The sequence below is a fragment of the Octadecabacter dasysiphoniae genome (assembly GCF_021532615.1).
GTDB classification, from domain to species: domain Bacteria; phylum Pseudomonadota; class Alphaproteobacteria; order Rhodobacterales; family Rhodobacteraceae; genus Octadecabacter; species Octadecabacter dasysiphoniae.
On record NZ_JAKGAQ010000004.1, the window covers coordinates 198,015 to 222,833 of the forward strand.

Genomic DNA, 24,819 nt, shown 5'->3' on the forward strand with positions numbered 1-24,819 from the left:
ATGTCCAGAGTTTACCCCATTGCGGCTGGCCACGCTTGAAAAACCAACAATCCGAAACTATTCTAGCCACCACAATCATGGAGATTTCATGTCCCGGTAAAGTGGGGAGGCAACAGTCCTCCCGATGCAAATCAACACTCCAAATGTGCGGCCAAAACCTATTTGGTCGGCCTGTTGTTTTGCGATCTCAGAAAATACTGACACTTCAAGCCTGAGCGTTGCTTATGGCTAAGACATGAAAGTTGATCCCCAATGACCCGGGACTATTCCAAATTTCTTCCGCCCAATATGAAGGGCGCAGCATCAACACGACCCTTATCAACACTCGAAACACTCGGTTGGCAGCCATATTTTGCGCAACAGATCAGCGTGGACGAACTGGCAGAAACGCCACCTGTCCGCGTTGTCCAAGTGCATCGTAACGCGCTGCATGTTGTCGGCGATGGCATCGACGAGGCAATTCCCCCGCAATCGGACGTCACGGTTGGTGATTGGCTTTTGCTTGACCGTGGGCATCCAAAGTCAGGGCGCGTTTTGGATCGAAAAAGCCTTGTGAAACGCCGCGCTCCCGGTACGGATCGTCAGGTACAGTTGATCGCAGCTAATATCGACACGGCGTTTGTCGTGACGTCGTGCAATCAAGATTTCAACATCGCCCGCCTGGAGCGTTATATCGCCTTAGCGTTCGAAGCGGATATCACACCGGTCGTCGTCATTACGAAGTCTGACTTGGCTTCTGATACGCAAAACTATGTCGATGAGGCGCAATCGATCTCGGAAATTGTTTCTGTCGTCGCCCTTGATGCACGAGGGGATGAGCCGCAGGTGAAGTTGGCGCAATGGTGCAAGCCAGGCAAGACTGTCGCGTTTCTGGGGTCGTCTGGCGTGGGCAAGTCAACCTTGGCCAATGCCCTATCGGGTACCCAGATGATCGAAACGCAAGCCATCCGCGAAGATGACGCCAAAGGTCGTCACACGACGACAAGCCGACAGTTACACTTTGTGCCAGATGGTTGCATCGTGCTGGACACACCCGGGATGCGCGAACTGCAATTGACCGATGCGGCATCCGGCATTGATGATGTTTTCGCGGATATTCACAGCCTTTCAACCCAATGCAGGTTCAAAGATTGCCAGCATATGACGGAACCGGGATGTGCTGTTTTGGAGGCAATTGAAAACGGTGAGATTGACGGCGCCCGCTTGGGCCGCTGGCGAAAGTTGATAGCTGAAGAGGCATTCAATTCATCGAGCCTGGCCGAGCGCAGATCCAAAGACAAAGCGTTCGGCAAATTGGTCCGCCGGATCACAAAGCAACAGGCAAAAAGGGGTTAAGGCAAAAACGGGGGCGCCCGAGTATTCAACCTCGGGCGCCTCAACAATCCTGTTCAACGCGCACAATTGCGCACAAGGCGTTGACCCATATCAAGGGGCAGGTCGCCAAAGCGTGCGATGCGTCCCGCGACAAATGAAAGAGGTATGAAAGGGGGCACCCGTGACAGTTAAAAAGATGGGCCGCATCATCTGGCGCGCCGTGATGTCTGTTGAAAGCCGAGGAAAGAGAGCAAGTAGATGAAATCCTTGATTTTGTTTTATTCGCGTACGGGCACCACGATGAACGTCGCAAATGCGCTTGGGGCTGCGCTCTCGGCTGACATCAAAGAGATCAAATGCCCGCGTTACCAAGGCGGTTGGTTTGCCTATCTGCGAGCAGGGTATGACAGTGTCAAAGGCCGATTGCCGCCGATCGACGTTCCGGACCTGTCGATTGAAGGTTATGATCTGGTCATCATCGGCGCGCCCATCTGGACGAGCTACCCTGCCTTGCCGCTGCGATCTTTCTTGGCGCAAAAGCCGCGATTATCGGGGCGGGTCGCAGTGTTCTTTACCTTTGGCGGGCATTCTCCTGCTGAAAAGGCCGTGAAAATGGTGGAAAGCCTTCTGTCTGTCCCGTTGGAGGCCACATTAGCGCTGCCTCATGATCAGGTTGTTAGTGGCCAGTACGAGGCCGCCATCGATACGTTTATAGCGAAATTGAGCGCCGTGAACGGATGATGTGACAGACCACCACGCAGAGCAGTGGAAGCAACTGACTGATGCGGGCTTTGGTTGGCGCTAGGCCAGCGCTGCCGATATGGCCTTTCGCAATGCGACGTCCCTTGGGTCGGGCTCAACGCCGGGTCCGATGCGGTTGGTCACATATCCATACCCCAACCCGATCGACGGATCGGCATAGCCAAGCGAACCGCCCGCACCCGGCGCACCAAAGGCGTCCGCGTGACCAAACGAAAAGCCCGCAAACGGCTTCATGAAACCCAGTGCGTATTGCGCGTCGTCCCGAAGCACCTCATCGAAAAAACCGTGTGATGGGGGTATGGCGGGGGCCCTGAGCGCTGCCAGCGTTTCCGGTCGCAGCCCGAGTTCCGACCCACCAGTCGCGAAGGCGCCGTAGGCCTTTGCGATAGCGCGTGCTGTGCCGACGCCGCCGCCGGACGGAACCTCAAGATCACGCGCATATATCCGGTCCTTGTCCATAACCACACCTGCGCCCGGGTTTACAATGCAGGCCCGAAACGTATCAGACCAAGGGTTCATCAATGCCCGTATCATCGCAAATGGGTATCCGAAGACCGACTTGATCAGGCCAGCTTGGGTGAGCGGCGCAAGCCGTTCGTTGGGGATCACATCCGGAAGACCAATATAGAAATCGAGGCCAAGCGGCGTCGCGATTTCGTCCTGAAAGAACTGCCCAAGCGTGCGGTGCGCCGGATCAACCCTGCGCAGCACTTCACCTTCATAAAAGCCCAGCGACAAAAAATGATAAGCGTTGCGGGTGCCGGGCTCCCATGCTGGTTTCTCGCGCGCCAAAATTGCCGCCAGCCGGTCTGGGTCTGCAATAACGGCGCGATCGATCTTTTCATGGAACGCATGCAGACCCGCCTGATGGGCCAGCAGTTGTCGCACGGTGATTGCCCCTTTGCCATTCTGGGCAAACTCTGGCCAGTAATCTGAAACACGCGCCTCATAGTCGAGCCACCCGCGCGAATGCGCCAGCGCGAGCGTCAATGCTGACATCCCTTTGGTGAGAGAGAAGACAAGGACCATGGTGTCTTCTTCCCAAGGCGCACCGGTCGCTGGATCGCGAACACCACCCCAAAGATCAGCCACTTTTTCGCCGTTTAAATAGACACAGCAAGCACCGCCCAGTTCACCGCGCTTCGTGAAATTCTCCTCGAATGCTGTTTGCACGCCCGCAAACCTCGAACTCACAAAGCCATTCACGGTGGCATCTGAGGGGGTGTTCATTTCCAATGTCCTTCGAAAAACATGCCTATGAATAACAAGCGACAGGAAAGGAGCATTGATCTGGCGCAATCATTCGGATCTCACCGCTTGCGCAAAACGTGAGGTCTTAGTCGCCGAACAAGTAGAACGCGCCACAAATTTGGCCGCGCTCATGTGCGAGTTTCAATTAAAGGTTGGCTTGGTCCGCTAACCGGGCGTTCGCGCAACCATTCCCCACAAATCATATTCCCCCGCCTCATCAACCTCGACGCGAACAATATCCCCGACGTTTACCCCGTCTGTGCCCTCATCGATAAACAGGTTCCCGTCAATCTCTGGCGCATCCGATTTGGTGCGGCACGTCGCGATGCCGTCTTCGTCAATATCATCCACGATCACGTCGATGAACTGACCAACCTTTTTCTCCAGCTTCGCCTCGGAAATGGCCTGTGCCTTTTCCATGAAACGATCCCAGCGGTCTTGCTTCACGTCCGCCGGAACATGGTCGGGCAGGGCGTTGCTGCGCGCGCCATCCACGTTTTCGTACTGAAAGCACCCGACGCGGTCCAATTGCGCTTCGTCCATCCAATCGAGCAGCACCTGGAACTCTGCCTCCGTTTCACCCGGGTAGCCGACGATGAAGGTCGAGCGCAGGGTGATATCGGGACAAATGTCGCGCCACGCGGCAATTTCATCAAGCGTCTTGGCAGCCGCAGCGGGGCGGGCCATGCGACGCAGCACATCCGTTGACGCGTGTTGGAACGGGATGTCGAGGTAGGGCAGGATCAGCCCGTCAGCCATCAGCGGGATCAGCTGGCGCACATGCGGGTAGGGGTAGACGTAGTGCAGGCGCACCCACGCCCCGAGCGACCCGAGATCGCGCGCCAGATCGGTAATATGCGCACGATGCCCCCGGTCTTCGGCATGTTTGATATCCACCCCGTAGGCTGACGTATCCTGCGAAATAACAAGCAGTTCTTTAACGCCATTCTCCACCAGCTTTTCGGCCTCGCGCATCACGGCGTGGGCGGGGCGGCTGGCCAGTTTGCCGCGCATGTCGGGGATGATGCAGAACTTGCATTTGTGGTTACACCCCTCCGAAATCTTGAGGTAGCTGTAGTGGCGCGGCGTCAGGCTCACCCCGCTGGCGGGCAGCAGATCAATGAACGGATCGGGCGAGGGCGGCACGGCGGCGTGCACGGCATCCAGCACCTGTTCGTACTGATGCGGGCCTGTGACGGCAAGGATCTGGGGGTGGTGTTCGCGGATGTAATCCGGCTCTGCGCCCAGACATCCGGTGACGATGACCTTGCCGTTTTCCACCAGCGCCTCACCAATCGCATCAAGGCTTTCGGCCTTGGCGGAATCAAGGAACCCGCACGTGTTGACGATCACCGCATTGGCACCGGAATAGTCGGGCGAAATCGCATACCCTTCGGCGCGCAAACGGGTGAGGATACGCTCACTATCGACCAGCGCCTTAGGACACCCAAGGGACACCATACCAATGGTCGGCTGGCCGTCACGTTTGGGTTCAGAGAACTTGATCTTCGGGGCGAGGTCGGGGCGCAGGGATGGCGGGTTCTGGGACATGGGGCGCGTATAGGGACTGCGCACGCGGTTGGGAAGACTTGCGGTACAAGGCGGGGGCGGTATCGTGCGCAGGTGTATTGAGGATGTGAGTGATGGACGAAGTTGTACGAACCCCCGCGAATGAAAACCCGTGGTATGTGCTGATGACGCTGCACGGCGAACAAGAGATCGGTGCGCTCAATTCAGAGCGTCACCGCGACAATCGTGAAGCTTGGAATACGATCCTGCAACGTGGCTCTGGCCCGATGTCGGACAAGGCTCGCGAATCGGGAATAACATTGCCTCCCAGCGGTGATTGGCACAAGGAACACCGCTCAATCGAGGCTCTTTGGCTGGCGGAATATCAAAGCCGCAATGCAGGCGTTGAATGGCCTACTGAGTTTAGCTACGAGACCTGGCCTTGCGATTTATCTCGGCTGCATTTTGTTCGCCCAGTTCACTTGCACGGGTTCTTCTTGCCGAAAGGGGCAATCTTCGACGGGTCAAACTTTTCGGAGGGATTGATGGCGAATACGGCTTTTTTCGGCGGGCGATTGTCTTTGATTGATGCGACGCTCAAAGATGATCTGAAATGCGAAGTCGCCCATTTCGAAGATGGCGTGAACCTTACCAAAGCAGTTCTGTCCAAAGACGCCTCATTCTCCGAAGCAACAGTCATTGGCGATTTTATCACAGACCAGCTTGAGGTGGCGGGCGGGCTTAAATGCAAAATGATGACGATTGACGGCACGATTAACGCAGTCGAAATGACCGTTGAACGGGATACCTCATTTGAAGACGCGTCTTGTAGTGGCGCGGCGTCGTTTCGCGATTCAACCTTCAAAAGAAAGGCAGGTTTCGAAAAAGCCAAGTTTGGTGGGGATTTGGATTTCGACGGAACCATTGTTGATGGCAGATTGAGTTTTCACGAAGCGACGATCGATGGTCGCGCGTCTTTCAAAGGCAGAAGCGGTTTCCAGAAGGAACGGGAAACCGCCCATTTCGGGACAAAGGCTCTTTTCTCAGCGGCGCATTTTAAGGGACGGGTTGATTTCTATTTGCGGAGGTTTGGACCGCCAGAAGCCAACGCGCCGCGCGCAACGGTTCTGACCTTTGCGAATGCAATGTTTGAACAGCCAGTGTCTTTCGAAGCAGCAATCTTCCCCGATCTCATGCCGGTCCTTAGCAATACAACATTGCCCGCTTCAACAAGGGTGACTGCACGGGATACGCATTGGCCGCTCATCCACATCGGATGGCGACAAGGGCGTATCGCCCATGAACAAAATGCTGAAATTGCCAAAGAATCTGCCGCCGCACTACGCCACGCGATGAACCGGCAATCCTTGCCCGAGGAGGAACATTTTTTCTTTGCTCGTGAAATGCATCATGCTGCGCGAATAGGAGGTCAGCTACAACGCTTACCCTATCGCTTGTTTGGCTGGATTTCTGGATACGGCGGGTCAATCGAGAGGCCGGCATTCGGGCTGCTTTGGCTGTTTATCGCACCGCTTGGGGTGTACTTTGCGTCCCTCGGGCCTGCGGGTGGGGCTGCATTTGGCAAAGCTGCGGGATTGTCATTTGCCAGTATTTTCAAGTTCCTTGGCTTTCAGAGAACATATTTCGGGGCGGTAGGTATTCAGGAAATGCACTGGATTGTGCAGCTCTTGACGGCCACCCAAACCGTCCTCGCCTTTATCCTCCTCTTTTTCCTTGGCCTTGGCCTGCGCACGCGGTTTCGGTTGCGTTGATTTGGCCGTGCGGGCATAGAAATACCAAGCAAGGGAGGCACCCATATGATCATCGGACACATCGGCGCGCGGGCGGGATCTAAGGGGGTTCCGGGCAAGAATTTCCGCAATCTATGTGGCAAACCGTTGATTGATTGGTCGCTGGATCCGCTGTTTGACAGTGATCGCATTGATGCGGTTGTCGTCAGCACGGACAGCCAGGAAATGTATGATCACGCCGTCGCCAAAGGGGCTCTCGATATCGGGTTGCGGCCTGCGCATTTGGCCACTGATGACGCGCCCAAATGGGGGGTGTGGCAGCACGCGCTTGATGCGGTTGAGGCGACGTTGGGCCCGGCAACAGGCTTTGTTGATCTTGATTGCACATCGCCCCTGCGCCTTCTTGAAGACATCAACGGCGCGATTGATCTGTTTGAAAATGACCGCCCCGATATGGTGATGTCGGTCTGTGAAAGCCGCAAGAACCCGTATTTCAATATGGTTGAAACGGATGAAACCGGGGCATTGCAGGTGTCCAAACCGCTGCCCGGCGGGACGTGGGCGCGCCAGAATGCGCCTGTCGTTTATGATCACGTCGGCCTCGTGTATGTGCTGGACCCGGCCTATTTGCGCAGTGCCAAAGCCATCTACGAAGGCCGCGTCATCCCCTATGTGATCCCCGCCGAACGCTGTCTTGATATCGACGAGCCGATTGACTGGAAGATCGTGGAATTCCTGATGAAAGACCGCTTGGGGCTGGCCTAAGGGCGCAGCAGGGCGAACAGATCATCCGCAATCGTGCGCACGTTCAGCAGCGCGGTGCGGCGTACCGTAATCGCCGCGGCGTGCAGATTAATCGTCGCTGGATCCAACAGCGCGGTGGCAAGCGACGCGGCATCCGTGACCTCTTTGCAGGCCTGTCCCGCGTGTAGCGCTTTGAAATCAAGATCGAAATTAGCGGTGCGCGAACCATGCAGGATCGCGGCGTGCAGGGGCACGGCCTCCCACGGGTTGTGGCCTTCGGTGGCGTCAAACGTGCCGCCGATCAGGGCAATCTGCGTGGCGCGATACCATGTCCCCAGTTCTGCATAGCTGTCGGCGATGTAAACGGCATCGCTGTCGCCGGGGCGGTCGGTGTCGCTGCGCAGGCTGGTGGGCAGGCCCATATCCTGTGCGGTCTGCGCAATGGCGGGCGCGCGCGCGGCATCACGCGGCGCGATGAGAAGGATGGCATCGGGCTGCGTCTGGCGCAGGATTTTATGCGCCTTCAGGGCCACCGTTTCATCCGCGCTGTGCGAAGACGCGACCAGCCACAGGCCCCGCTGTGTGCGGATGTCGACAAACGCCGTCAGATCGTTTTGTGAAAATGTCAGCGGTGCAGCGGCGGGTTTCAGCGACCCTGTCACCGCGACGGGAGTATCATCCCCCATCAGGGCGTGCAGATGCGCGGCCGTGCCCGCGTCTTGCGCGTGGCGCAGATCGAGAATGCGGTACAAATCACCGTAGGCCTGCCCGAACCGCGATTTCGCCTTGGCTGAGGCATCGGTGATGCGCGCTGCGACATAGGCCTGCGGGATCGATCGGCGGGCGGCCTCAACCGCGAACCTTGGCCAGATTTCCTGATCCGACCACACCGCCAGATCGGGCCGCCAGTGATCCAGAAACGCGGCCACTGGGCCGGGCAAATCAAGCGGCAGATATTGGTGCTGCGTGCGCGCAGGCAGGTTTTTGGCAAAAACATCGCCCGAAGACCGCGCGGACGACGTCACGAGGAAATTCAGATCGGGGCGTTCGCGCGACAGGGCATCAATCAACCCGCGCAGGGCCATAACCTCCCCCACGCCGACACCATGCATCCAGATCAACGGGCCGTCCGGGCGCTGCGCATCCGTTTGGCCCAGCTTTTCGCGCCACCTGTCGGGATCTTCTTTGCCCTTGGTCAGCCGCCGCGTCAGGACGGGCCGCGCAAAGGGCTGCAACAGCGCGCCGACCCCCAGCACAAGCCGCAGCATAGGCCCGATTTTGGGCTTACTGGTCATGGAACCGTTTTTGCAGCGCGCCTTCCCAGAAGGCCGGATCATCCATGATATTGCCAAACCGCGCGGCAGCGTCGCCTTGCCCGAATGCGTCATGGCGATCATACCGCTTGCCCCATTCGCCGCTTAGAAATGCTGCGATCCCTGTGGCGTCAGATGCGGCAACGGCATGCAAAGACGGGGCCTCGGCGCGGTTGGTCTGGCGTGTTCCGATGTCCAGGGACGGCGTGCCAAGGAACGGCGCCTCGCGCACGCCCGCGCTCGAATTGCCGATCATACAGGCGGCGTTTTTCATCAGTTCGGAAAAATGGGCAAACCGCATTGAAGGCAGAATGCGGAACCGATCCTTTGGCAAATCATCCAACACCGCGAAAATATCATCCGATCCGGGGTCATTGTTCGGGGCGATCACTACAAAATTCTTGCCTGATGCGGTCAGGGCTGCGAACAGATCGCGGGCCTGCTGGCCCATGCTCGCGGCCTCGGACGTGACGGGGTGAAAGACGACAATGCCAAACGGTCCGGCGGGCAATTCATAGCGTTCGCGCACATCATCCATGGTCACGCCAGACGGGCCGGAATGGAAATCAAGCTCGGGCGATCCGATCACATGGATTGACCCGTCCGGTTCCCCCATAGCCATCACACGCTTTCGCGCGGCCTGTGAGGACACGAAATGGTGGCTCGCGAGCTTTGAGTTACAATGGCGAAAAATCTCGTCGATGGTGCCGCTGACTTCGCCACCCTCTATATGGGCGCTGCGGATGTAATTGGTGGCTGCAACCAACGCACAGGCCAGTGCCTCGATGCGATCACCATGGATCACCACCAGATCAGGTTTGTATTCAGCGACGAAATCGGAAAATCCGGTAACCGTTTTGGCCAGCACGTGGTCTTGGGGATCACCGGCGCGCTGGTTGATGTATTCGTGCACGGCCACCCCTTGCGTGCGCGCGACCTCGTGTTTGGTCATCCCGTAGCGATCCAGCATATGCATGCCCGTCACCCAAAACCCGACGTCATGCCCGCGGTCGCGCGCGGCAATGGCCAAAGGTTCCAGCTTACCAAAATCGGCACGGGTTCCGGTTACAAAAAGGATGGATCTGGATGTCATGGAGCCCTCTTGTTTTTGAAGAGGATTACCAAGCGGGTCGCTCCAAAACCCACAATTTCAAAATTCTGGCCCAGCAGATAGTTTGTCACGTCAGGAAGGGTCGACTGCTTTTCGATGCCCCGTTCAAAACCGACATCCGCCGAGATGTAATCCACTCTTTGCAACAGATCTTGCGCGCCCAACAGAATTTCAGGCTCCACGCCCTCTGCTTCCAATTTGAGAAGGCGATAGCGCCGGTTGGGGTCCGTTAGCACGTCCGATAGCTTCTTGCACTCGACAGTGATCGTGTCCGTTGCACCTTCAATGGGTAACAGGGAATTATCTGCTTTTGACGCTTTGAGATAAAATGTCAGCCCTTCGTTTGCCTCGTTCCAGAGCGCCAGTTGATGAGCGGTATAATGTCCGATTGCGGGGCAGGCTTCGAGATTTTGTTGCAAGGCAGAGAATTCTAGAGGCGAGGGCTCGAACGCTTCCACGTTTACTGTACGCCCCATCGCCTTGAACGCCAACGCGAGATCGCCGGTGTTGGCGCCGACGTCAATAATCCAGTCATCGTCCTGAAAATCGATCTGGTCCAATAAATAATCGTATGCCAGTCTACGCCCCCGCACGAGGTGGCCCGCAAGCATCATGCCCAGTCTGCGTTTGTGAATTGTGACATGGGGTTCGGGATCATACGACCGGTAAATGTCGGCCGTGCTGTCGTAGGAAAACCTGATTTTTGTGTCGAAAAATATCTTGGACATCGAAGTGGCCACTTTTGCCAAGCGGTGCTGTTTGAACAGTCGGAAAATCTTTCGAGCCCGTCGATCTGACGCCGGAAGGCGCGCCATTTTCCGTGTTTTCGGGCCGCGTTCTAACTGGGTCGCATTGCCTGACATGTTTGGAGACCAATTAACCATTTTGTAGACCTCGTTTAACTTGCGGAAATGTATTTGGGTTTCGAAATATCATAGGCCCTCAATCCGGCGCATCACGTCGCCATAAAAATCCCGACTTGCGGCGCGGCACAGCGATAACATGTCCATGCGCGCGATGCCGCTGTCCAGCCTGTCAAGCCAGTTGCGCGGCGTCGCATAGGCGGGGGCTTCGCGGTAGTTGTTGAATTTGTTGGAAAACGGCACGCAGATCACCTTGCGGCCCATCAAAAGCCCCCAGTAGACACCGTGGTACGAATTGCTGATCACCGTGCGGCCGGACGCGATGAACGAAAGCGCGTCTTCCAGCGTGTCGGCATTGTTGGTCAGTTTTGGCATCGCGTCGGGAACTTGCAGGCCCTGTTTGGCGGACTTGCTGCCATGGCCGTAAAAAACCACGTCGTGTTCGGGATCGGCAGGTGCATCAAACGCGGGCGCCATACAGGACGCGCAAGGCACCCATTTGAACCCGCGATCCTTATAATCACGGCTGCCGATCACATCACACATCCGGCGCGCACGCGCATACCGCCGCGAAATCGGAAAGGATTGCAGCGTGCCCACACCCCAGGCGATGTTCAGCGTCGCCTCTGACGCGCGCACGCCGTCATAGGTTGGCAGACCCCCGAAAATCTTGCCGCCGCCATAAATGCCGACATCATAGGCATCCCCGCGCTGGCGCAGATCACGGGCGCTGTAGCTGTCAGGCCAATCAAACCAGTCAAACGGGCTGCACCAACGATCGCCAAGGTTGGGCGTGTCGCGCAGATGTTGGAATACGACGTTCATGCGGGCCCCGCGAATTTGGCGCGCAGCTGCGCGGTGGTCGTGATTCCGTGGCGGGCCAGAAAGGCAACCGCGGCATCGTCTTGCACAGGTGCTGCCTCAATCAGGGCGGCCTTCTTGGCGATGGCGGCACCGCGTTTGGCAGGGTCGGTGCCCGACACGGCAGGATTGTCCATTTTGGCGCGCATTTCACTGCGCGACATCAGGTAATAATGGTTCATCTGGATTACGTCATCGCACACGAACGCCCCGGACCGGGTTTTGTTCGTGGCGATGGCGCCGCGTGTGTTGGTCGTTTTGTTGCTGCCCGCGACTTCGAATTTATGGGTGCTGACCTGCGTGAGAGCGCAGGGATCAACGATGCATTTGTAGTTCAACAACGGCCCCTGACTAACAGCGGCCCGCGCGGTGTAGGCAAATGGCACGGCGTCGCTGGCGGGCCCGTCGTGGCCGTTGTGCCCAAACATCGCCCACGGCAGTGACAGATTGGCGGGATGGTTCAGGGCGGCCAAGGCCGCAGGCAGGGTCGCGTGATCTTTGGGCACCAGATATTCGTCCGTGTCGATAAACCCCATGCGTTTGAACCCGCCACCAAAGGTGGAAATCGCATGTGCATAGGCAAGGATCTGACGCGGCAGGATCATACCTGTGCGCGCCTCGGACGTGTTCAACACCCAAGGGATAACCGTCACATCACAACCGGTAAACGCCTGCGCAATCGCGACGGTGTCATCGTCTGATGCGTTGTCATAGATGAACACATGGCTTACGCCCGCCAGCGCGTGAAAGGTCAGCCAATCATACAGGCGCGCGGCCTCGTTGCGCACGATCAAAACCAACGCCAATGGGGCCTGAACCGCATCGGCGACGGGCGGCTTTATCGCGATCCGGCTGGCGCGCGGCGGGGTCTTGGGGCGAAATGGCCACATCTGTTCAAACCTCCCAAAAGCCGTGCGCGTCGCGCCCCTGTAGTCGTGCGACCACCTGTTCAGGTGGTGCATCCAGACGGGGGTAATAGATTTGATCGATGTAGTCGAGGAAACAGGACCGCGCGCGCGCATCAAACGCCAGGCGGTCAGCCGCCGCACAGGCCGCGTTCAAGGCCGCCTGATCCGTGGCTTGTGTTGCAATACCGTCTATCGCCCAAAAGGCCTGCCCGCAGGCGATCACGGGTTTTTCAAACATCATCGCCTCAAGCCCGACGGACGAATTCACTGTCGCAACCGCGCGCGCCGCGCGAACCTGATCAAAGGTGTTGGTGTCATTATCAAGAAAGACCCGCGCATCGCCCTTTGCGGCAAAGGCCGCGGCCAGATCGGTGGGGGCGGTCGGGTGTTCTTTGATGCGCATGTGCCAGCCGTCCGGCAAATGATGCGCGGCCTCGATGCAGGCCGCCACAAAACCCTCAACCGTCGGGAACGCCCCGCCAAACAGGCGCAACTGGCTGTCACCGGGCGTTTGAAGCGCGACAAAAACGAACGGATCGCCCAGCGGTGGCAGATCACCCGCCGCCGCGCGGGCCTGATCACTGGGGCGCTGTGTGATGTGATCACGCAGGCCGTGCCACGTGTTTTCAGCCTCGCGCGCCTGTGCACCCCAGTGCAAATAGGGGGCCGTGTCACGGGGCAGTGCATTGTGGAAATTCACGCCCTTGGGGTCCATCGTGATGCGATCGGGCAGGGGGGCGAGCTCAAAAAACAAACACCGCGCACCGGCATCTTTGGCCGCTTGCATGAACACACGCCGCCCGCCGTTCAACCCGTTCCAACACACGGCAACGGCCTGCGGGTTGGCGCGAAACAGGGCATAAGTGCCGGCATATTGGCGCGCCAATAACCAGCCGTTGACCCATTTTCGCAGCCCCGACCAGCCGCGATTTTTGGACATGCGCATGGCCGTTTGCGCGGCCTGTTTTGCGGCCGCAGTTGCACGTAGCGAAAAGGGCGGCAGTTTCACCCAACGGATCGGCCCGACACGGCCCAAAACCTGCGCGATCTTTGCGCGTTTGGCTTTGCGCGGATCAAGACAGATGAAGTGCACCGCCCCGATCTGGTCGGGCGCGCGGCCTGTCATCCCAGATCATCCCACGTCAATTGCTGGTTGCGCGTCACGGCCACCTTCAGCGTTTTGCCCACGACCTTGTCAAAATCATACCCCGCAATCGCACCCGACCCGGGGCGGCGCGCCCAGATATCGGCCTCGGTGATCACATGACCCGATGGCAGGTCCGCGTCCGCCACAACAGATGCGCGGGCAAACCGATAAACATCTTCTTCGGCGGGCGTGCGTTCTTTGGGATTGTGCAGCGCTGTGTGGATTTCGCGGGACCGGTCAATCAGATGGCGCAGTTCGCTCGGGTCCATGGAACACGAAATATCCGGCCCCTTGCGATAGCGCGTGTCGGTGTAATGACGTTCCAGAATGCACGCCCCAAGCGCAACAGACGCCAGTGCCATTTCCGGCCCGATGGAATGGTCAGAAAAGCCCACAACTGCATTCGGAAACGCGTTTTTCAGGTCCGTAACACCCTGCAAAGACACGATTTCAGGCGGCGACGGGTACAGGTTCGTACATTCCAAAAGCGCGTATTCTACACCGCTGTCTTCCAAAATCTGCACCGATGCGCGCACCGTTTCAATCGATTGCATCCCCGTTGACATGATCACAGGTTTGCCCTTGGCCGCGATGTGGCGGATCAGCGGTAGATTGTCCGCCTCACCCGACCCGATCTTGTAGGCAGGCACGTCCAGCGTTTCCAGAAAATCACAGGCCGCACGGCTGAACGGTGTGGAAATAAAGATCATGCCAAGGCTTTCGGCATAGTCTTTCAACGCAGTCTCGTCCTCGCGGTTCAGCGCGCATTGCTCCATCACCTCCCAGATCGATACATCTGCGTTGGGTGGGAAAATCTGCTTGGCTTCCTCGGTCATTTCATCTTCGACGATATGCGTCTGGTGCTTGACCATTTCACAACCCGACAACGCGGCAAGGCGCACCATGTTTTTGGCAACTTCAAGGCTGCCCCCATGGTTGATGCCGATTTCTGCAATCACGAGGGGCGGATGGTCCGGCCCGATCTGACGGTTAGCAATTTTCATGGGGGCCTCTTTGGTGTTTGAACCTATGTGCCACGTCGCGTGGCTGATTTCTAGCGCGGCCTAATCCCAGCGCTTGTGCACCCAGAACCATTGTTCGGGATTGGCGTTGATACGTGCCTCAAGGCGCGTTGTCAGATCAATCATCATCTTGCTTGGCGTGCTGTGCTCAATCGGTTCTTCGATGGCAATTTCAAACGACAACCCGTCCGGCTGCCTGATCCCGAAATAGGGCAGCACAAGCGCATCGATTTTCAGGGCAATATCGGCCACCGACGTCGCCGTTTGCGCAGGTTGCCCCATAAACGGAATACGATCCGCGCCGTTGACACGAACATCAAACAGCAACGTCCCCATGCCACCACCCTTGAGCATGCGCATAAATCCAGTCGTGCCACGCCGCCCTTGGGCAAACACGGGGCCAGACATTTCGATCATCGTTTTTTCGTAATGCGCATTGATGTAGGGGTTTGATATCGGGCGATAAAGCCCGCCAATAACGTAACCCTGCTGCGCCAATGTGCGCCGCGGCGCTTCGTGATTGCCGAAATGTCCGGTCACAAACAAAACGGGGCGGTCCGCTGCTCTGGCCTCTGCCAAGGCTTCCATGCCTGGACCATCCACCTTGGCCGTTTGCAACTGCTTGCCAAATTTCGCGCCGGAATAGTTTTCGATCATCGTGCGGCCAAAGTTGTTGCACACACCTTTGACCAGCTTGGTGCGCTCGTCTTCGGGCATGTCCGGCCAGATGAAAGACAGCTGTTTGTGCGCCCGCGCGTCATATCCTGTCAGCGGTGCAACCACGCGCTGCACGAATGCCCCGAACGCGCGCACACGCATCTTATAGGGCATGATCAATGCACTTCGAATAAAGCCGCGAAGAATGGCATTCTTGGCCCAATCGGACCAGGGGGCGTTTTCTATGGTTCTCATTTCATCCCCTCTCTAAAAGCCACGCACGCCCGCCGCAAGTCCTGTGCGTATCCGCACAATGTCAGTTCTGTCGCGCGGCTTGTTTGCATGGATGCAAGGCCCTAAATCCGATCCAACAGTGTAAAAGGAAACGATCATGTCCATCAGACCCGTCCTGGAATCCCGCGCCGCCCAACCCACCATGGAAGGCGCCGGCGTCCATCTTCACCGCGCGTTCGGGTTTCAGGACCCGTCCGAACTAGACCCGTTTTTGTTGTTCGATGATTTTCGCAACGAAATCCCTGCGCATTTCGAAAAAGGGTTCCCATGGCACCCCCATCGCGGCATCGAAACGATTACCTATGTGCTGAACGGCACCGTGGAACACGGTGACAGCCTTGGCAACACAGGCACGCTGGGTGCAGGTGATGTGCAATGGATGACCGCCGGATCAGGCATCATGCATCAGGAAATGCCGCACGGAAACGCGCAAGGCCAGATGCATGGGTTCCAGCTTTGGGGAAATCTTCCGTCGGCACAAAAGATGGTCGATCCGCGTTACCAAGACGTTGAATCCAAAGAAATCCCCGAGGTGATAGACGATGACGGCACCATCGTGCGCGTTGTTGTGGGCGAATTCTGGGGCAAGCGCGGCCCTGTGGATGGCATCGCCGCTGATCCGCAATACCTTGATGTGTCCATGCCCGCTGGCGTGAAAAAGACGTTCAAGATCGATACCTACCGCCGCGCCTTTGCCTATATCTTTGAAGGTCAGGCCGCCTTTGCCGATGCATCGGCACCCACCGGTGTGCTTTTGGAAAAAGAAGTCATGGGCGAGGAGGTCAACATCCGCGATCTGTCCGGCGACCGCACCCTGATCCGCTTTGGCACAGGCGATGAAGTTACGGTTCAGGCGGGTGAAAACGGTGTGCGTTTCTTGCTGATCTCGGGCGCGCCCATCGAAGAACCCGTCGCATGGCACGGCCCCATCGTGATGAACACGCAAGAAGAACTGCAAACCGCGATGCGTGATTTGCGCAACGGCACGTTCATCAAACCCGCGCACTAAGCTGGGATGAAATCGCGGCGAGCGTCTTGGCGCTCGCCCCTGAATGGGCCGCCATGAATTCTGCAATCTGGTCGGGCGTTGTCCATGCCGCCCCCGTCAATGCAGCGATCAGCGCCGGTGCGTCGGGGACCGATTTGGCAACGCCTGCGGCCTCTGCCTCAACAAACGGATATTCAATTGTGAACGTGTAAGGGCCCGTTACAACAGGTTTACACAGCGCCAAAGGTTCGATGATGTTATGCGCCCCAGCGGGCACGAACCCCGCGCCAACAACGACCTTGTGCGCAAACGAAAGGTAGAAATACATCTCGCCCAGACTGTCGCCCAACAGCACATCAACGTCTTTCGGCCAATCGGTGCGGGCGGTCAGATCAGCATCAAAAATGTCGGATCGTCGCGCAACCCGCAGGCCGGATCGCGCCATCAGATCACCAACCACGCCAAACCGTTCCGGTGCGCGGGGCACATAGACGACCAGCGGCGCGACATCCGCGGATTGAACGGCCTTGATCACGTCAATGAACATCTGGTCTTCGCCCTCAACCGCGCTGGCGATTGTAATCACAGGGCGGTCTTGCAACATCGGCGCAAAGGCATCTGCGGCATCCAGCAGAGCGGCAGGGACGGGTTGATCAAACCGCAGCTCCCCCGTGATATGGATGTTGTGCACGCCGACACTGGCAAACCGGTCCGCCTGCAATTGCGATTTCACAAAGGCGCCTGCGAACCCTGTCATGATCCGCTGACGCAGACGTAACCCCGATGAATCCCGCGCCAAAGACCGGTCGGGATATTGCGCGTTGCACATAAACAACGGCACATCAGCGGCGCGCGCGGCAAAGATCATCGCGGGCCAAATCTCGATCTCCATAGTCAGGCCGATCTTGGGGCGGCACGCGCGAAAGAACCGTTTGAACACCCAAAACATATCCAGCGGCACCCAAACGGACGCAACACGCCCCGCCGCGATGTCATCCCCAAAAACCCGCCGTGCTTCTTTGCGCCCCGCTGGTGTGAAATGGGTGAACACAACGCTTTCACCTGCGGCCAGCAGATCCCGCGCCAAAGGCACGGCGGATCGCGTTTCACCAAGGCTGACCGCGTGTATCCAAATCGGGTTCTGGGGCAGGGTGCCGTAGGATCCGAACCGTTCGGCGATGTGCGGTGTGTATGCCGGATCACGCCGCCCGCGATGCCACAGATAAATCAACACCACTGGCGTCAACAGCACCCATGCCAAACGATAAAGGGCCAGAAACGCGTATAAAATCATGCGTTTCCGGCCCTTTTCTAAATGATACTGGTCGGCTTAGCGACGACGGTCGCGGCGCGATGACATCGGTTGGAACGCGACGCCAACGTGGGCTTCGCAATAGGGTTTGCCCTGCTGCACGTTCAAACCACAAAACCAGAACTGGTCTGTTGCCGGATCACCGACAGGCCATTTGCAGGTTTTTTCCGTCAGCTCCATCAGGCTGATTTTCTTGGCGGTCTTTTCCACCTCGTTGACCTTGGCCAATGCCTCGGGCGAGATTTCGTTCGCGCTGGGTTGTGGCGGCAAGGGCTGGCCTGCCGGAATGATCTGGCGGCGCGCATGGGGCAATTTAGGCTGGGGCGGGGGCGACGCGGATTCGGTGCGCGGCTCCTGGATTTCTTCCTTGGCGGCCTTCTTGGGCGCGGCCTTGGGCTTGGCGGGTGCTTTTGGTTTCGCGGCCGCCTTGGGGGCTGCGGTCTTTGCAGCACCACCTGATCCGGCGCGGTTGCTCAGGCCCAAGCGGTGTACTTTACCGATCACGGCATTGCGCGTCACGCCGCCCAATTCCTTGGCGATCTGGCTGGCAGATTGGCCTTCGCCCCACATCTTTTTCAAGACGTCTACGCGTTCGTCGGTCCACGACATATTTGTTCCACTTATCTGGCTGGCCCCAATTCAAGCGCTTGGGGTTGAGAAATCTTTCAATCCCCTATTTTAAGCACCCCAGCGGCGGATACAACCACCGACCGTCAAAAAGGAATCATGATGGGCAGATCGACAGATATGGGCGTGCGCCGTTTCGGCGCGGTGAACTGGCTTGGCACATGGACATTGGCCCGCCGCGAAGTGCTGCGGTTTATGAATGTGTGGTCCCAGACCATCATGGGGCCGCTGGTGAATGCGGGCCTGTTCCTGCTGATTTTCACCATCGCCATTGGGCCCGGGCGCGGCGATGTGATGGGCATGCCGTTTATGGTGTTCCTCGCGCCGGGCATCCTGACGATGACAGTGATCCAGAACGCCTTTGCCAACACGTCCAGTTCTATTGCGTCCGCCAAGGTGGGCGGCAATATCGTGGATACCCTGATGCCGCCGCTGTCTGCTGCTGAATTGTTGGTCGGTTATATCGCTGGGGCCGTGGCACGGGGCATGATTGTCGCCGTGGTTATCACCCTAGGGGCTATGCTGTTTATCGGCATGCCGATGACCTATCCGATCTGGGCGTTGGGGTTTGTGTTACTTGGCTCCATCCTGATGGGCGCGCTGGGCATGGTGGCGGCTGTGTTTGCCAATAAATTTGACCAGCTGTCCGCGATCAGCAACTTCCTCGTGACCCCGCTCGCGTTCCTGTCAGGCACCTTCTATTCCATCGAAGCCTTGCCCCCGTTCCTGCAAACCCTGTGCCACTGGAACCCGTTCTTTTATATCATTGACGGCGTGCGCTTTGGCACCTTGGGCGTCAGTGACAGCTCCCCTTGGGTTGGCTTGGGTGTGGTGTTGATCTGGTCTGCAGCGGTGCTAGGGATCGTGTGGTACTGGCTGAAAACTGGCTACCGCATGAAGGCTTAGTTTTTCGGTTTAGGCCACGCCCAAGGCCGTTTTACCGTGATGTTACGTTCTTCCAAAACCTCTGCAAATTCTGTGTGGTCCCAATGGAGAAGGTCGGTTGAAATTTTGTGCTTTTTGCCGTTCTTTAAGTGAACCACGCAAGCGATAGCGTCATCGCCGTGACGATAATTGACGTGCAAGATAGCCGATAATTCAATGGTAGGCCCTTTGGGAAGGATGATTATGACATGGTCATTTACCTCAACGCCATATGTCGGATTCTTCCATAGATCATAGATTGCTTTAAGTGCGAAAGGCACGATCGCGAGAGCCCAGAAGGGTTGTGGGGCGTTCATCACCCACACGACAAAGAACCCAATCATTCCTGCAAGCGAAAGGGCGCTCATTGGACTGCGCCCCGGCCTTCGATACCAATACGGCTCTGCCATTACACCCGCCCACCGCCACTGTGCGTCACACGGCGCAGGCGCGCACTGTTCACCGCCTCGCGCCACGCCAGCAACGCCGCGCCGGAAACAATGATCGCCGCGCCAAGGATGCTCACCCAATCGGGAATGGCGCGGAAGATGGCCCAGTCATACAGGCTCGCGAAGATCAGCGTCAGATAGCTGAACGGCGTCACATAAGACGCATCCGCGCGCGCCATGGCATTGATGAAACAGGTTTGCGCTGCGGCCATCATCAACCCCAGCGCGATCAACACACCCCATTGCGCCATCGTGGGTGAAATCCAGAACGGGATCATCACCATGGACAGCAAAATCGATCCAATAAGGTTGTTGATCAACAGGATTTGCATCGCCGGTTCGCGGTCCGCCAGCTTTTTGATGAAGATCAGCTCAAACCCCATGGCCATCGCCGCCCCAAGCGCCAGCAGTGCCGCCACCTGAAACGTATCCGGCCCCGGGCGCAGCAAAATCAGCGCGCCGACAAAGGCAATGGCCGCCGCCGCCCAGCGCCACGGCCCGACCTTTTCGCCCAGAAACGGAATCGCCAACAGCATCCCGAACACAGGGTTGAGAAACGAAATCGCGGTCGCATCGCTTAGCGGAATAAACGCCACGGCGGCAAACATCAGCGTCACACCTGCCGCCCCGCACACCGTACGCGAGAGGTGAAGCCTGAGGTTGGGGGCCTTGATCTTCGGACGCAGCACCGCCGCGACGCACAACAACCCCATAAACGCGAAGACAAACCGCCCATGGGTGATCTGCAACGGATGCAACGGCGCGCCCAACGTGTCCGTGCCAAGCGCCTTGGCCGCCAGCGTCGTGCCCGCGATAAACACGGTCGCCAGTACCATCAGCGCGACGGCGGCGGCAGGATTCTGGGCACGAAGGGGGGCAGTTTGGATCATAGTTTCGTCTTTCATGTCGTTTGCGCAGGATCAAGGTGCAGGCGCCACGCATGCGGTAGTATCGCGTTGAAAGGACCCTGACATGCCCGCTGCAACCACGAAAACCGACCTTTTGACTGTGACGCGAAAGGACTTTGATAAACTGCAAAAACTGATCGCGGATATACCCGATGATCAAGCCCAGCGAAAACGCGCCGATGATACATCAATCAAAGATATCATCGCCCACCGCGCGCACTGGATCGATCTGTTTTTGGGGTGGTATCGCGACGGGCAGGCGGGGCGGCGCGTTCACATCCCGGCCAAAGGGTATAAATGGAATGATCTGAAATCTTACAACGCCAAGCTGCGCAAAGATCAGGCAGATCTTGGATGGCAGGATGCAAAGGCCGCATTGGCACAGGCCCATGTTCGTCTGACTGATTTGGTCGAAGCGATGACAGACGCGCAGCTTTATGGTGGTCCGATGCATGGGGCCAGCAACGCGTGGACCACCGGGCGCTGGGCAGAGGCCGCGGGACCATCGCATTATCGATCCGCCGCCAAATGGATCAGGGCGTGCCTGCGTGGTGACGCTTAGGGGGTTTTCAAATCCGGCCGTGTGTCCTAGAGGTTGCGCATGATGATGTTTGTAACGCCCCTTTTCAACCGACGCCGACGCTGATCAACTGATCCCGCGTTTCGACGTTTGTCGCCTAAACATCCTCTAACTCCTCAAAATTATTGACACGGCCCACGCGCTCACGCACCAAGGGGCCTTTCTAAGCAAAGGAAGATCGTCATGATCGCTACTGTCCTGCCCACCTACACCCGTGCCCCGCTGAATTTCGTCAGCGGCGAAGGAACCTGGCTGGTGGAACAAGACGGGCGACGCTTTCTTGATCTTGGCGCAGGCATTGCGGTGAATGTGTTGGGTCATGCGCACCCGGCGCTGGTGGATGCGCTGACCAAACAGGCAAACACCCTATGGCATGTGTCCAACCTGTATCACATCGGCCCGCAACAGGCCCTGGCGGATAAGCTGGCCGAACACACCTTTGCCGACACGACGTTTTTCACCAACTCCGGCACCGAAGCCTGTGAACTGGCTGTCAAAATGGCCCGTAAATACCACCACGACAATGGCGCGCCCGAACGCACAGATATCATCACGTTCGATGGGTCGTTTCACGGCAGATCATCCGCAGGCATCGCCGCCGCCGGATCCGAGAAAATGACCGCTGGCTTTGGCCCGCTGCTGCCCGGTTTTATCCACCTGCCGTTCGGCGATCACGATGCACTCACCGAGGCGGCGAAATCCCCGACCGTCGGCGCGATCATGGTCGAACCCGTGCAGGGCGAAGGCGGGATCAGACCGCTGCCCGACGCCTGCCTCAAGGGGCTGCGCGATCTGTGCGATGAACACGGCATCCTGATGATCCTCGACGAAGTCCAATGCGGCGTTGGCCGCACGGGCAAACTGTTCGCCCATGAATGGTCCGGCATCACGCCTGACATCATGATGGTCGCCAAAGGCATCGGCGGGGGCTTTCCACTGGGCGCGGTCTTGGCGACTGAAAACGCGGCAAGCGGCATGACTGCAGGCACCCACGGATCCACCTATGGCGGCAACCCGCTGGCCTGTGCTGTGGGCTGCGCGGTGATGGACATCGTGACAAACCCCGATTTTCTGGCCGACGTAAACCGCAAGGCAGGCCTGCTGCGCCAGAAACTCGAAGGCCTCGTTGCCGCACATCCGCAAGTCTTTGCTGAGGTCCGCGGCAGTGGCCTGATGCTTGGCCTCAAATGCGTGGCGAGCAATATGGATGTGGTCAACGCGGGCTACAGCAACGATTTGATCACCATTCCTGCGGCAGACAATGTGGTGCGCCTTCTGCCGCCCCTCAACATCACAACGCCCGAGATTGATGAGGCATTCACCCGCCTTGAAAAGACCGCAACGCAGGTCGCCCTCAATGTCTGACTATACGTTCCGGCCCATGACACGCGCAGACCTGCCGATGTTCAAAGACTGGCTGTCCGAGCCCCACATCGACGGCTGGTGGGGCGAGGGCGGCGCAGAGGCCCGCCTTGCGCAAGACGACATGGACAAAGACATCGTGGACATGCGCATCGTACATGTGGATGGCGCACCCTTCGCCTATATCCAAGATTACAACGCCCATGCATTCGGCGCGCCGCAATATGTTGGCTTTGATGAAAACGCCCGTGCGATCGACACGTTTCTGGGCGATCCGGCGTTTCTTGGCAAAGGGCATGGCACAGGCTACCTCGCCGCGCGCCTGTCTGAATTGCGACGACATTATCCTGTCATCCTCACGGATCCCGACCCGGCAAACAAACGTGCAATCGCCGCATACACCCGCGCCGGGTTCCGGCCCGAAAAAATCACACCCTGCGAAGACGGCGACCCCGTCCAAGTTATGGTCCATCCCTAATTTAAGCGAACCGATATGACTCATTTCCTCGATATTCACACAACTTCGCCGGACGATCTGCGCGCGATCATCGACAACGCCGCCGCCATGAAATCGGCCCGCGCTGGATTGCCCAAAGGCACGCCGGACGTCGATCAGCCACTGGCCAATCACATGGTCGCGCTGATCTTTGAAAAACCATCGACTCGCACGCGCATTTCGTTTGATGTGGGCGTGCGCCAGATGGGCGGTGAAACGATGGTGCTGTCTGGAAAAGACATGCAACTGGGCCACGGCGAAACCATTGCAGACACCGCGCGCGTGTTGTCCCGCTACGTCGACCTGATCATGATCCGCACGTTCGAAGAACAGACGCTGCTGGAAATGGCGGAATATGCCTCTGTGCCCGTGATCAACGGGCTGACCGACCGCACGCACCCCTGCCAGATCATGGCGGATATTCTGACGTTTGAGGAACACAACGGCCCGATCAAAGGCAAAAAGGTCGTGTGGTCGGGTGACGGCAACAACGTCTTCGCCTCCTTCGCGCATGCGGCCAAACAGTTCGAATTTGACCTCGTGTTCACAGGGCCAGAGACCCTACAGCCAGAACCCGCACTGGATGGTCTTTACACGACAGTGCGCGATCCTGACGCCGCTGTTGCGGGCGCTGACCTTGTCGTTACAGACACTTGGGTGTCGATGCACGATCCGCAATCCGCACGTGAACGCCGCCATAACCAGCTGCGCGGCTATCAGGTGAACACGGCGCTGATGAACAAGGCAAAACCCGACGCCCTGTTCATGCACTGCCTGCCGGCGCACCGCGACGACGAAGCCACATCCGAAGTCATGGACGGCCCCAATTCTGTCATCTGGGACGAAGCAGAGAACAGATTGCACGCCCAGAAAGCAGTCATGCGCCATTGCTTGGGGAGATAACGCGCCCCCAAAGGGCAGACGCCACGGCACAGATCGCCTTAGGAAACTGCAAACCGCGAGGGGCGCGTCATACCAACACTTGTTGGTAAAGCGTTTCGCGCGCCAACCCATCGGCGCGGCGGTTGAACGACACTTCGCCGCGTTTCATGACAGTGAATTCGTCGCCCAGATCAAAGGCGAAATCGAAATATTGTTCCACCAGCACAATCGCCATCGTCCCTGCTTGGCACAGGATGCGGATCACCTCACCGATTTGTTGGATAATATTGGGCTGGATGCCCTCGGTCGGTTCGTCCAGCAACAACACTTTGGGCCGGGTGATCAGCGCGCGCGCAATGGCCAGCTGCTGCTGTTGCCCGCCCGACAAATCGCCGCCGCGCCGTTGCGCCATATCGCGCAGCACGGGGAACAGATCATAAATATGATCGGGAATCTGGTGATCCGCTTTGTCCAGACACGCAAATCCGGTTTCTAGGTTTTCTGTCACGGTCATCATCGGGAACACCTCGCGCCCTTGGGGCACATAGGCGATCCCGGCTTTGGCTGCTTCGAACGGCGTCGGATGGCCAAGGTTTTGCCCGTCCAAAGTCAGGGTACCATCCACATAAGGATGCCGCCCCGCAATCGCCTTCAGCAGGCTGGTTTTGCCGACGCCATTGGTGCCCATCAACGCCGTCACCTCGCCCGCCTTCGCGCTTAGGCTCACCCCGTTAAGGATCTGGCTTTGTCCGTATTTCAGGGTCAAGTCTTTGACATCTAACAT

Annotated in this window: 25 protein-coding genes; 10 read left to right on the top strand and 15 right to left on the bottom strand. The window is 57.9% G+C overall.

Annotated features, from left to right (window positions below; genetic code table 11):
* The first annotated feature begins 252 nt into the window (after positions 1-252).
* Entirely contained in the window at positions 253-1,335 is a 1,083-nt protein-coding gene (gene rsgA, locus L0664_RS15380; RefSeq protein ID WP_235226780.1) for a ribosome small subunit-dependent GTPase A, read from the top strand.
* 237 nt (positions 1,336-1,572) lie between these two features.
* Positions 1,573-2,055 carry a flavodoxin family protein gene (locus L0664_RS15385; RefSeq protein ID WP_235226781.1) on the top strand — a complete coding sequence of 161 codons (483 nt, stop codon included), beginning with the start codon at positions 1,573-1,575 and terminating at the stop codon, positions 2,053-2,055.
* 60 nt (positions 2,056-2,115) lie between these two features.
* Here L0664_RS15385 and L0664_RS15390 read toward each other — a convergent pair whose 3' ends face one another.
* Complete coding sequence (locus L0664_RS15390) at positions 2,116-3,306, bottom strand: serine hydrolase domain-containing protein (RefSeq protein ID WP_235226782.1); 1,191 nt, start codon at positions 3,304-3,306, stop codon at positions 2,116-2,118.
* A gap of 186 nt (positions 3,307-3,492) precedes the next feature.
* Entirely contained in the window at positions 3,493-4,878 is a 1,386-nt protein-coding gene (rimO, locus tag L0664_RS15395; protein ID WP_235226783.1) for a 30S ribosomal protein S12 methylthiotransferase RimO, read from the bottom strand.
* Between the two features lie 92 nt (positions 4,879-4,970).
* Here rimO and L0664_RS15400 point away from each other — a divergent pair, with 92 nt between their 5' ends.
* Together L0664_RS15400 and L0664_RS15405 are read left to right on the top strand one after the other, a co-directional pair.
* Positions 4,971-6,608 (top strand): pentapeptide repeat-containing protein, encoded by a 1,638-nt coding sequence (locus L0664_RS15400; RefSeq protein ID WP_235226784.1) that lies wholly within the window; start codon positions 4,971-4,973, stop codon positions 6,606-6,608.
* 45 nt (positions 6,609-6,653) lie between these two features.
* Entirely contained in the window at positions 6,654-7,352 is a 699-nt protein-coding gene (locus L0664_RS15405) for an acylneuraminate cytidylyltransferase family protein (RefSeq protein WP_235226785.1), read from the top strand.
* On the opposite strand, the gene L0664_RS15410 is transcribed toward L0664_RS15405, so the two are convergent.
* The 8 genes from L0664_RS15410 to L0664_RS15445 all read right to left on the bottom strand — a co-directional run bounded on the left by L0664_RS15410 (position 7,349) and on the right by L0664_RS15445 (position 15,468).
* Complete coding sequence (locus tag L0664_RS15410) at positions 7,349-8,626, bottom strand: 3-deoxy-D-manno-octulosonic acid transferase (protein ID WP_235226786.1); 1,278 nt, start codon at positions 8,624-8,626, stop codon at positions 7,349-7,351. The two genes, L0664_RS15405 and L0664_RS15410, sit on opposite strands and share 4 nt — an antisense overlap.
* Complete coding sequence (gene neuC / locus L0664_RS15415) at positions 8,616-9,737, bottom strand: UDP-N-acetylglucosamine 2-epimerase (protein ID WP_235226787.1); 1,122 nt, start codon at positions 9,735-9,737, stop codon at positions 8,616-8,618. The genes L0664_RS15410 and neuC overlap by 11 nt, the downstream gene beginning before the upstream one ends.
* Positions 9,734-10,483 (bottom strand): FkbM family methyltransferase, encoded by a 750-nt coding sequence (locus L0664_RS15420; RefSeq protein ID WP_235226788.1) that lies wholly within the window; start codon positions 10,481-10,483, stop codon positions 9,734-9,736. The genes neuC and L0664_RS15420 overlap by 4 nt, the downstream gene beginning before the upstream one ends.
* 204 nt (positions 10,484-10,687) lie before the next feature.
* Entirely contained in the window at positions 10,688-11,443 is a 756-nt protein-coding gene (locus L0664_RS15425; protein WP_235226789.1) for a polysaccharide pyruvyl transferase family protein, read from the bottom strand.
* On the bottom strand, positions 11,440-12,369 hold the full coding sequence (locus tag L0664_RS15430; protein ID WP_235226790.1) for a glycosyltransferase family 2 protein: 930 nt from the start codon (positions 12,367-12,369) through the stop codon (positions 11,440-11,442). The genes L0664_RS15425 and L0664_RS15430 overlap by 4 nt, the downstream gene beginning before the upstream one ends.
* 4 nt (positions 12,370-12,373) lie before the next feature.
* Entirely contained in the window at positions 12,374-13,513 is a 1,140-nt protein-coding gene (locus L0664_RS15435; protein ID WP_235226791.1) for a capsular polysaccharide export protein, LipB/KpsS family, read from the bottom strand.
* Positions 13,510-14,538, bottom strand: coding sequence for an N-acetylneuraminate synthase family protein (locus tag L0664_RS15440; RefSeq protein ID WP_235226792.1), 1,029 nt, complete (start codon positions 14,536-14,538; stop codon positions 13,510-13,512). Before L0664_RS15440 ends, L0664_RS15435 begins: the two co-directional genes overlap by 4 nt.
* Positions 14,539-14,598: 60 nt before the next feature.
* The gene (locus L0664_RS15445) at positions 14,599-15,468 is read right to left on the bottom strand and encodes a lysophospholipid acyltransferase family protein (protein ID WP_235226793.1); all 870 of its coding nucleotides are present in this window, start codon (positions 15,466-15,468) and stop codon (positions 14,599-14,601) included.
* A gap of 136 nt (positions 15,469-15,604) precedes the next feature.
* Here L0664_RS15445 and L0664_RS15450 point away from each other — a divergent pair, with 136 nt between their 5' ends.
* A complete protein-coding gene (locus tag L0664_RS15450; RefSeq protein ID WP_235226794.1) occupies positions 15,605-16,516 on the top strand; it encodes a pirin family protein in 912 nt (303 codons plus the stop codon).
* On the opposite strand, the gene L0664_RS15455 is transcribed toward L0664_RS15450, so the two are convergent.
* Together L0664_RS15455 and L0664_RS15460 are read right to left on the bottom strand one after the other, a co-directional pair.
* On the bottom strand, positions 16,500-17,789 hold the full coding sequence (locus L0664_RS15455) for a 3-deoxy-D-manno-octulosonic acid transferase (RefSeq protein WP_235226795.1): 1,290 nt from the start codon (positions 17,787-17,789) through the stop codon (positions 16,500-16,502). The genes L0664_RS15450 and L0664_RS15455 overlap by 17 nt on opposite strands.
* Before the next feature lie 36 nt (positions 17,790-17,825).
* Complete coding sequence (locus tag L0664_RS15460) at positions 17,826-18,416, bottom strand: GcrA family cell cycle regulator (protein ID WP_235226796.1); 591 nt, start codon at positions 18,414-18,416, stop codon at positions 17,826-17,828.
* A gap of 120 nt (positions 18,417-18,536) precedes the next feature.
* Here L0664_RS15460 and L0664_RS15465 point away from each other — a divergent pair, with 120 nt between their 5' ends.
* Positions 18,537-19,340, top strand: a complete 804-nt coding sequence (locus tag L0664_RS15465) for an ABC transporter permease (protein WP_235226797.1) — start codon at positions 18,537-18,539, stop codon at positions 19,338-19,340.
* On the opposite strand, the gene L0664_RS15470 is transcribed toward L0664_RS15465, so the two are convergent.
* The gene (locus L0664_RS15470; protein WP_235226798.1) at positions 19,337-19,726 is read right to left on the bottom strand and encodes a hypothetical protein; all 390 of its coding nucleotides are present in this window, start codon (positions 19,724-19,726) and stop codon (positions 19,337-19,339) included. The two genes, L0664_RS15465 and L0664_RS15470, sit on opposite strands and share 4 nt — an antisense overlap.
* Positions 19,727-19,767: 41 nt before the next feature.
* Positions 19,768-20,712 (bottom strand): DMT family transporter, encoded by a 945-nt coding sequence (locus tag L0664_RS15475; RefSeq protein ID WP_235226799.1) that lies wholly within the window; start codon positions 20,710-20,712, stop codon positions 19,768-19,770.
* A gap of 67 nt (positions 20,713-20,779) precedes the next feature.
* Here L0664_RS15475 and L0664_RS15480 point away from each other — a divergent pair, with 67 nt between their 5' ends.
* The 4 genes from L0664_RS15480 (at position 20,780) to argF (ending at position 24,056) form a co-directional block, all read left to right on the top strand.
* On the top strand, positions 20,780-21,277 hold the full coding sequence (locus L0664_RS15480) for a ClbS/DfsB family four-helix bundle protein (RefSeq protein ID WP_235226800.1): 498 nt from the start codon (positions 20,780-20,782) through the stop codon (positions 21,275-21,277).
* A gap of 201 nt (positions 21,278-21,478) precedes the next feature.
* Positions 21,479-22,660, top strand: coding sequence for an aspartate aminotransferase family protein (locus tag L0664_RS15485; RefSeq protein WP_235226801.1), 1,182 nt, complete (start codon positions 21,479-21,481; stop codon positions 22,658-22,660).
* Positions 22,653-23,135, top strand: coding sequence for a GNAT family N-acetyltransferase (locus L0664_RS15490; RefSeq protein ID WP_235226802.1), 483 nt, complete (start codon positions 22,653-22,655; stop codon positions 23,133-23,135). The genes L0664_RS15485 and L0664_RS15490 overlap by 8 nt, the downstream gene beginning before the upstream one ends.
* Positions 23,136-23,150: 15 nt before the next feature.
* Positions 23,151-24,056: an ornithine carbamoyltransferase gene (gene argF / locus L0664_RS15495; RefSeq protein ID WP_235226803.1), complete on the top strand. Its 906-nt coding sequence runs from the start codon at positions 23,151-23,153 to the stop codon at positions 24,054-24,056.
* 67 nt (positions 24,057-24,123) lie between these two features.
* On the opposite strand, the gene urtE is transcribed toward argF, so the two are convergent.
* Positions 24,124-24,819, bottom strand: a complete 696-nt coding sequence (urtE, locus tag L0664_RS15500) for an urea ABC transporter ATP-binding subunit UrtE (RefSeq protein WP_235226804.1) — start codon at positions 24,817-24,819, stop codon at positions 24,124-24,126.

Excerpts from the sequence above, each read along its gene's own strand:
- rsgA (WP_235226780.1), top strand. The coding sequence starts at position 253 with ATGACCCGGGACTATTCCAAATTTCTTCCGCCCAATATGAAGGGCGCA.
- L0664_RS15385 (WP_235226781.1), top strand. The coding sequence starts at position 1,573 with ATGAAATCCTTGATTTTGTTTTATTCGCGTACGGGCACCACGATGAAC.
- L0664_RS15390 (WP_235226782.1), bottom strand. The coding sequence starts at position 3,306 with ATGAACACCCCCTCAGATGCCACCGTGAATGGCTTTGTGAGTTCGAGG.
- rimO (WP_235226783.1), bottom strand. The coding sequence starts at position 4,878 with ATGTCCCAGAACCCGCCATCCCTGCGCCCCGACCTCGCCCCGAAGATC.
- L0664_RS15400 (WP_235226784.1), top strand. The coding sequence starts at position 4,971 with ATGGACGAAGTTGTACGAACCCCCGCGAATGAAAACCCGTGGTATGTG.
- L0664_RS15405 (WP_235226785.1), top strand. The coding sequence starts at position 6,654 with ATGATCATCGGACACATCGGCGCGCGGGCGGGATCTAAGGGGGTTCCG.
- L0664_RS15410 (WP_235226786.1), bottom strand. The coding sequence starts at position 8,626 with ATGACCAGTAAGCCCAAAATCGGGCCTATGCTGCGGCTTGTGCTGGGG.
- neuC (WP_235226787.1), bottom strand. The coding sequence starts at position 9,737 with ATGACATCCAGATCCATCCTTTTTGTAACCGGAACCCGTGCCGATTTT.
- L0664_RS15420 (WP_235226788.1), bottom strand. The coding sequence starts at position 10,483 with ATGTCCAAGATATTTTTCGACACAAAAATCAGGTTTTCCTACGACAGC.
- L0664_RS15425 (WP_235226789.1), bottom strand. The coding sequence starts at position 11,443 with ATGAACGTCGTATTCCAACATCTGCGCGACACGCCCAACCTTGGCGAT.
- L0664_RS15430 (WP_235226790.1), bottom strand. The coding sequence starts at position 12,369 with ATGTGGCCATTTCGCCCCAAGACCCCGCCGCGCGCCAGCCGGATCGCG.
- L0664_RS15435 (WP_235226791.1), bottom strand. The coding sequence starts at position 13,513 with ATGACAGGCCGCGCGCCCGACCAGATCGGGGCGGTGCACTTCATCTGT.
- L0664_RS15440 (WP_235226792.1), bottom strand. The coding sequence starts at position 14,538 with ATGAAAATTGCTAACCGTCAGATCGGGCCGGACCATCCGCCCCTCGTG.
- L0664_RS15445 (WP_235226793.1), bottom strand. The coding sequence starts at position 15,468 with ATGAGAACCATAGAAAACGCCCCCTGGTCCGATTGGGCCAAGAATGCC.
- L0664_RS15450 (WP_235226794.1), top strand. The coding sequence starts at position 15,605 with ATGTCCATCAGACCCGTCCTGGAATCCCGCGCCGCCCAACCCACCATG.
- L0664_RS15455 (WP_235226795.1), bottom strand. The coding sequence starts at position 17,789 with ATGATTTTATACGCGTTTCTGGCCCTTTATCGTTTGGCATGGGTGCTG.
- L0664_RS15460 (WP_235226796.1), bottom strand. The coding sequence starts at position 18,416 with ATGTCGTGGACCGACGAACGCGTAGACGTCTTGAAAAAGATGTGGGGC.
- L0664_RS15465 (WP_235226797.1), top strand. The coding sequence starts at position 18,537 with ATGGGCAGATCGACAGATATGGGCGTGCGCCGTTTCGGCGCGGTGAAC.
- L0664_RS15470 (WP_235226798.1), bottom strand. The coding sequence starts at position 19,726 with ATGAGCGCCCTTTCGCTTGCAGGAATGATTGGGTTCTTTGTCGTGTGG.
- L0664_RS15475 (WP_235226799.1), bottom strand. The coding sequence starts at position 20,712 with ATGAAAGACGAAACTATGATCCAAACTGCCCCCCTTCGTGCCCAGAAT.
- L0664_RS15480 (WP_235226800.1), top strand. The coding sequence starts at position 20,780 with ATGCCCGCTGCAACCACGAAAACCGACCTTTTGACTGTGACGCGAAAG.
- L0664_RS15485 (WP_235226801.1), top strand. The coding sequence starts at position 21,479 with ATGATCGCTACTGTCCTGCCCACCTACACCCGTGCCCCGCTGAATTTC.
- L0664_RS15490 (WP_235226802.1), top strand. The coding sequence starts at position 22,653 with ATGTCTGACTATACGTTCCGGCCCATGACACGCGCAGACCTGCCGATG.
- argF (WP_235226803.1), top strand. The coding sequence starts at position 23,151 with ATGACTCATTTCCTCGATATTCACACAACTTCGCCGGACGATCTGCGC.
- urtE (WP_235226804.1), bottom strand. The coding sequence starts at position 24,819 with ATGTTAGATGTCAAAGACTTGACCCTGAAATACGGACAAAGCCAGATC.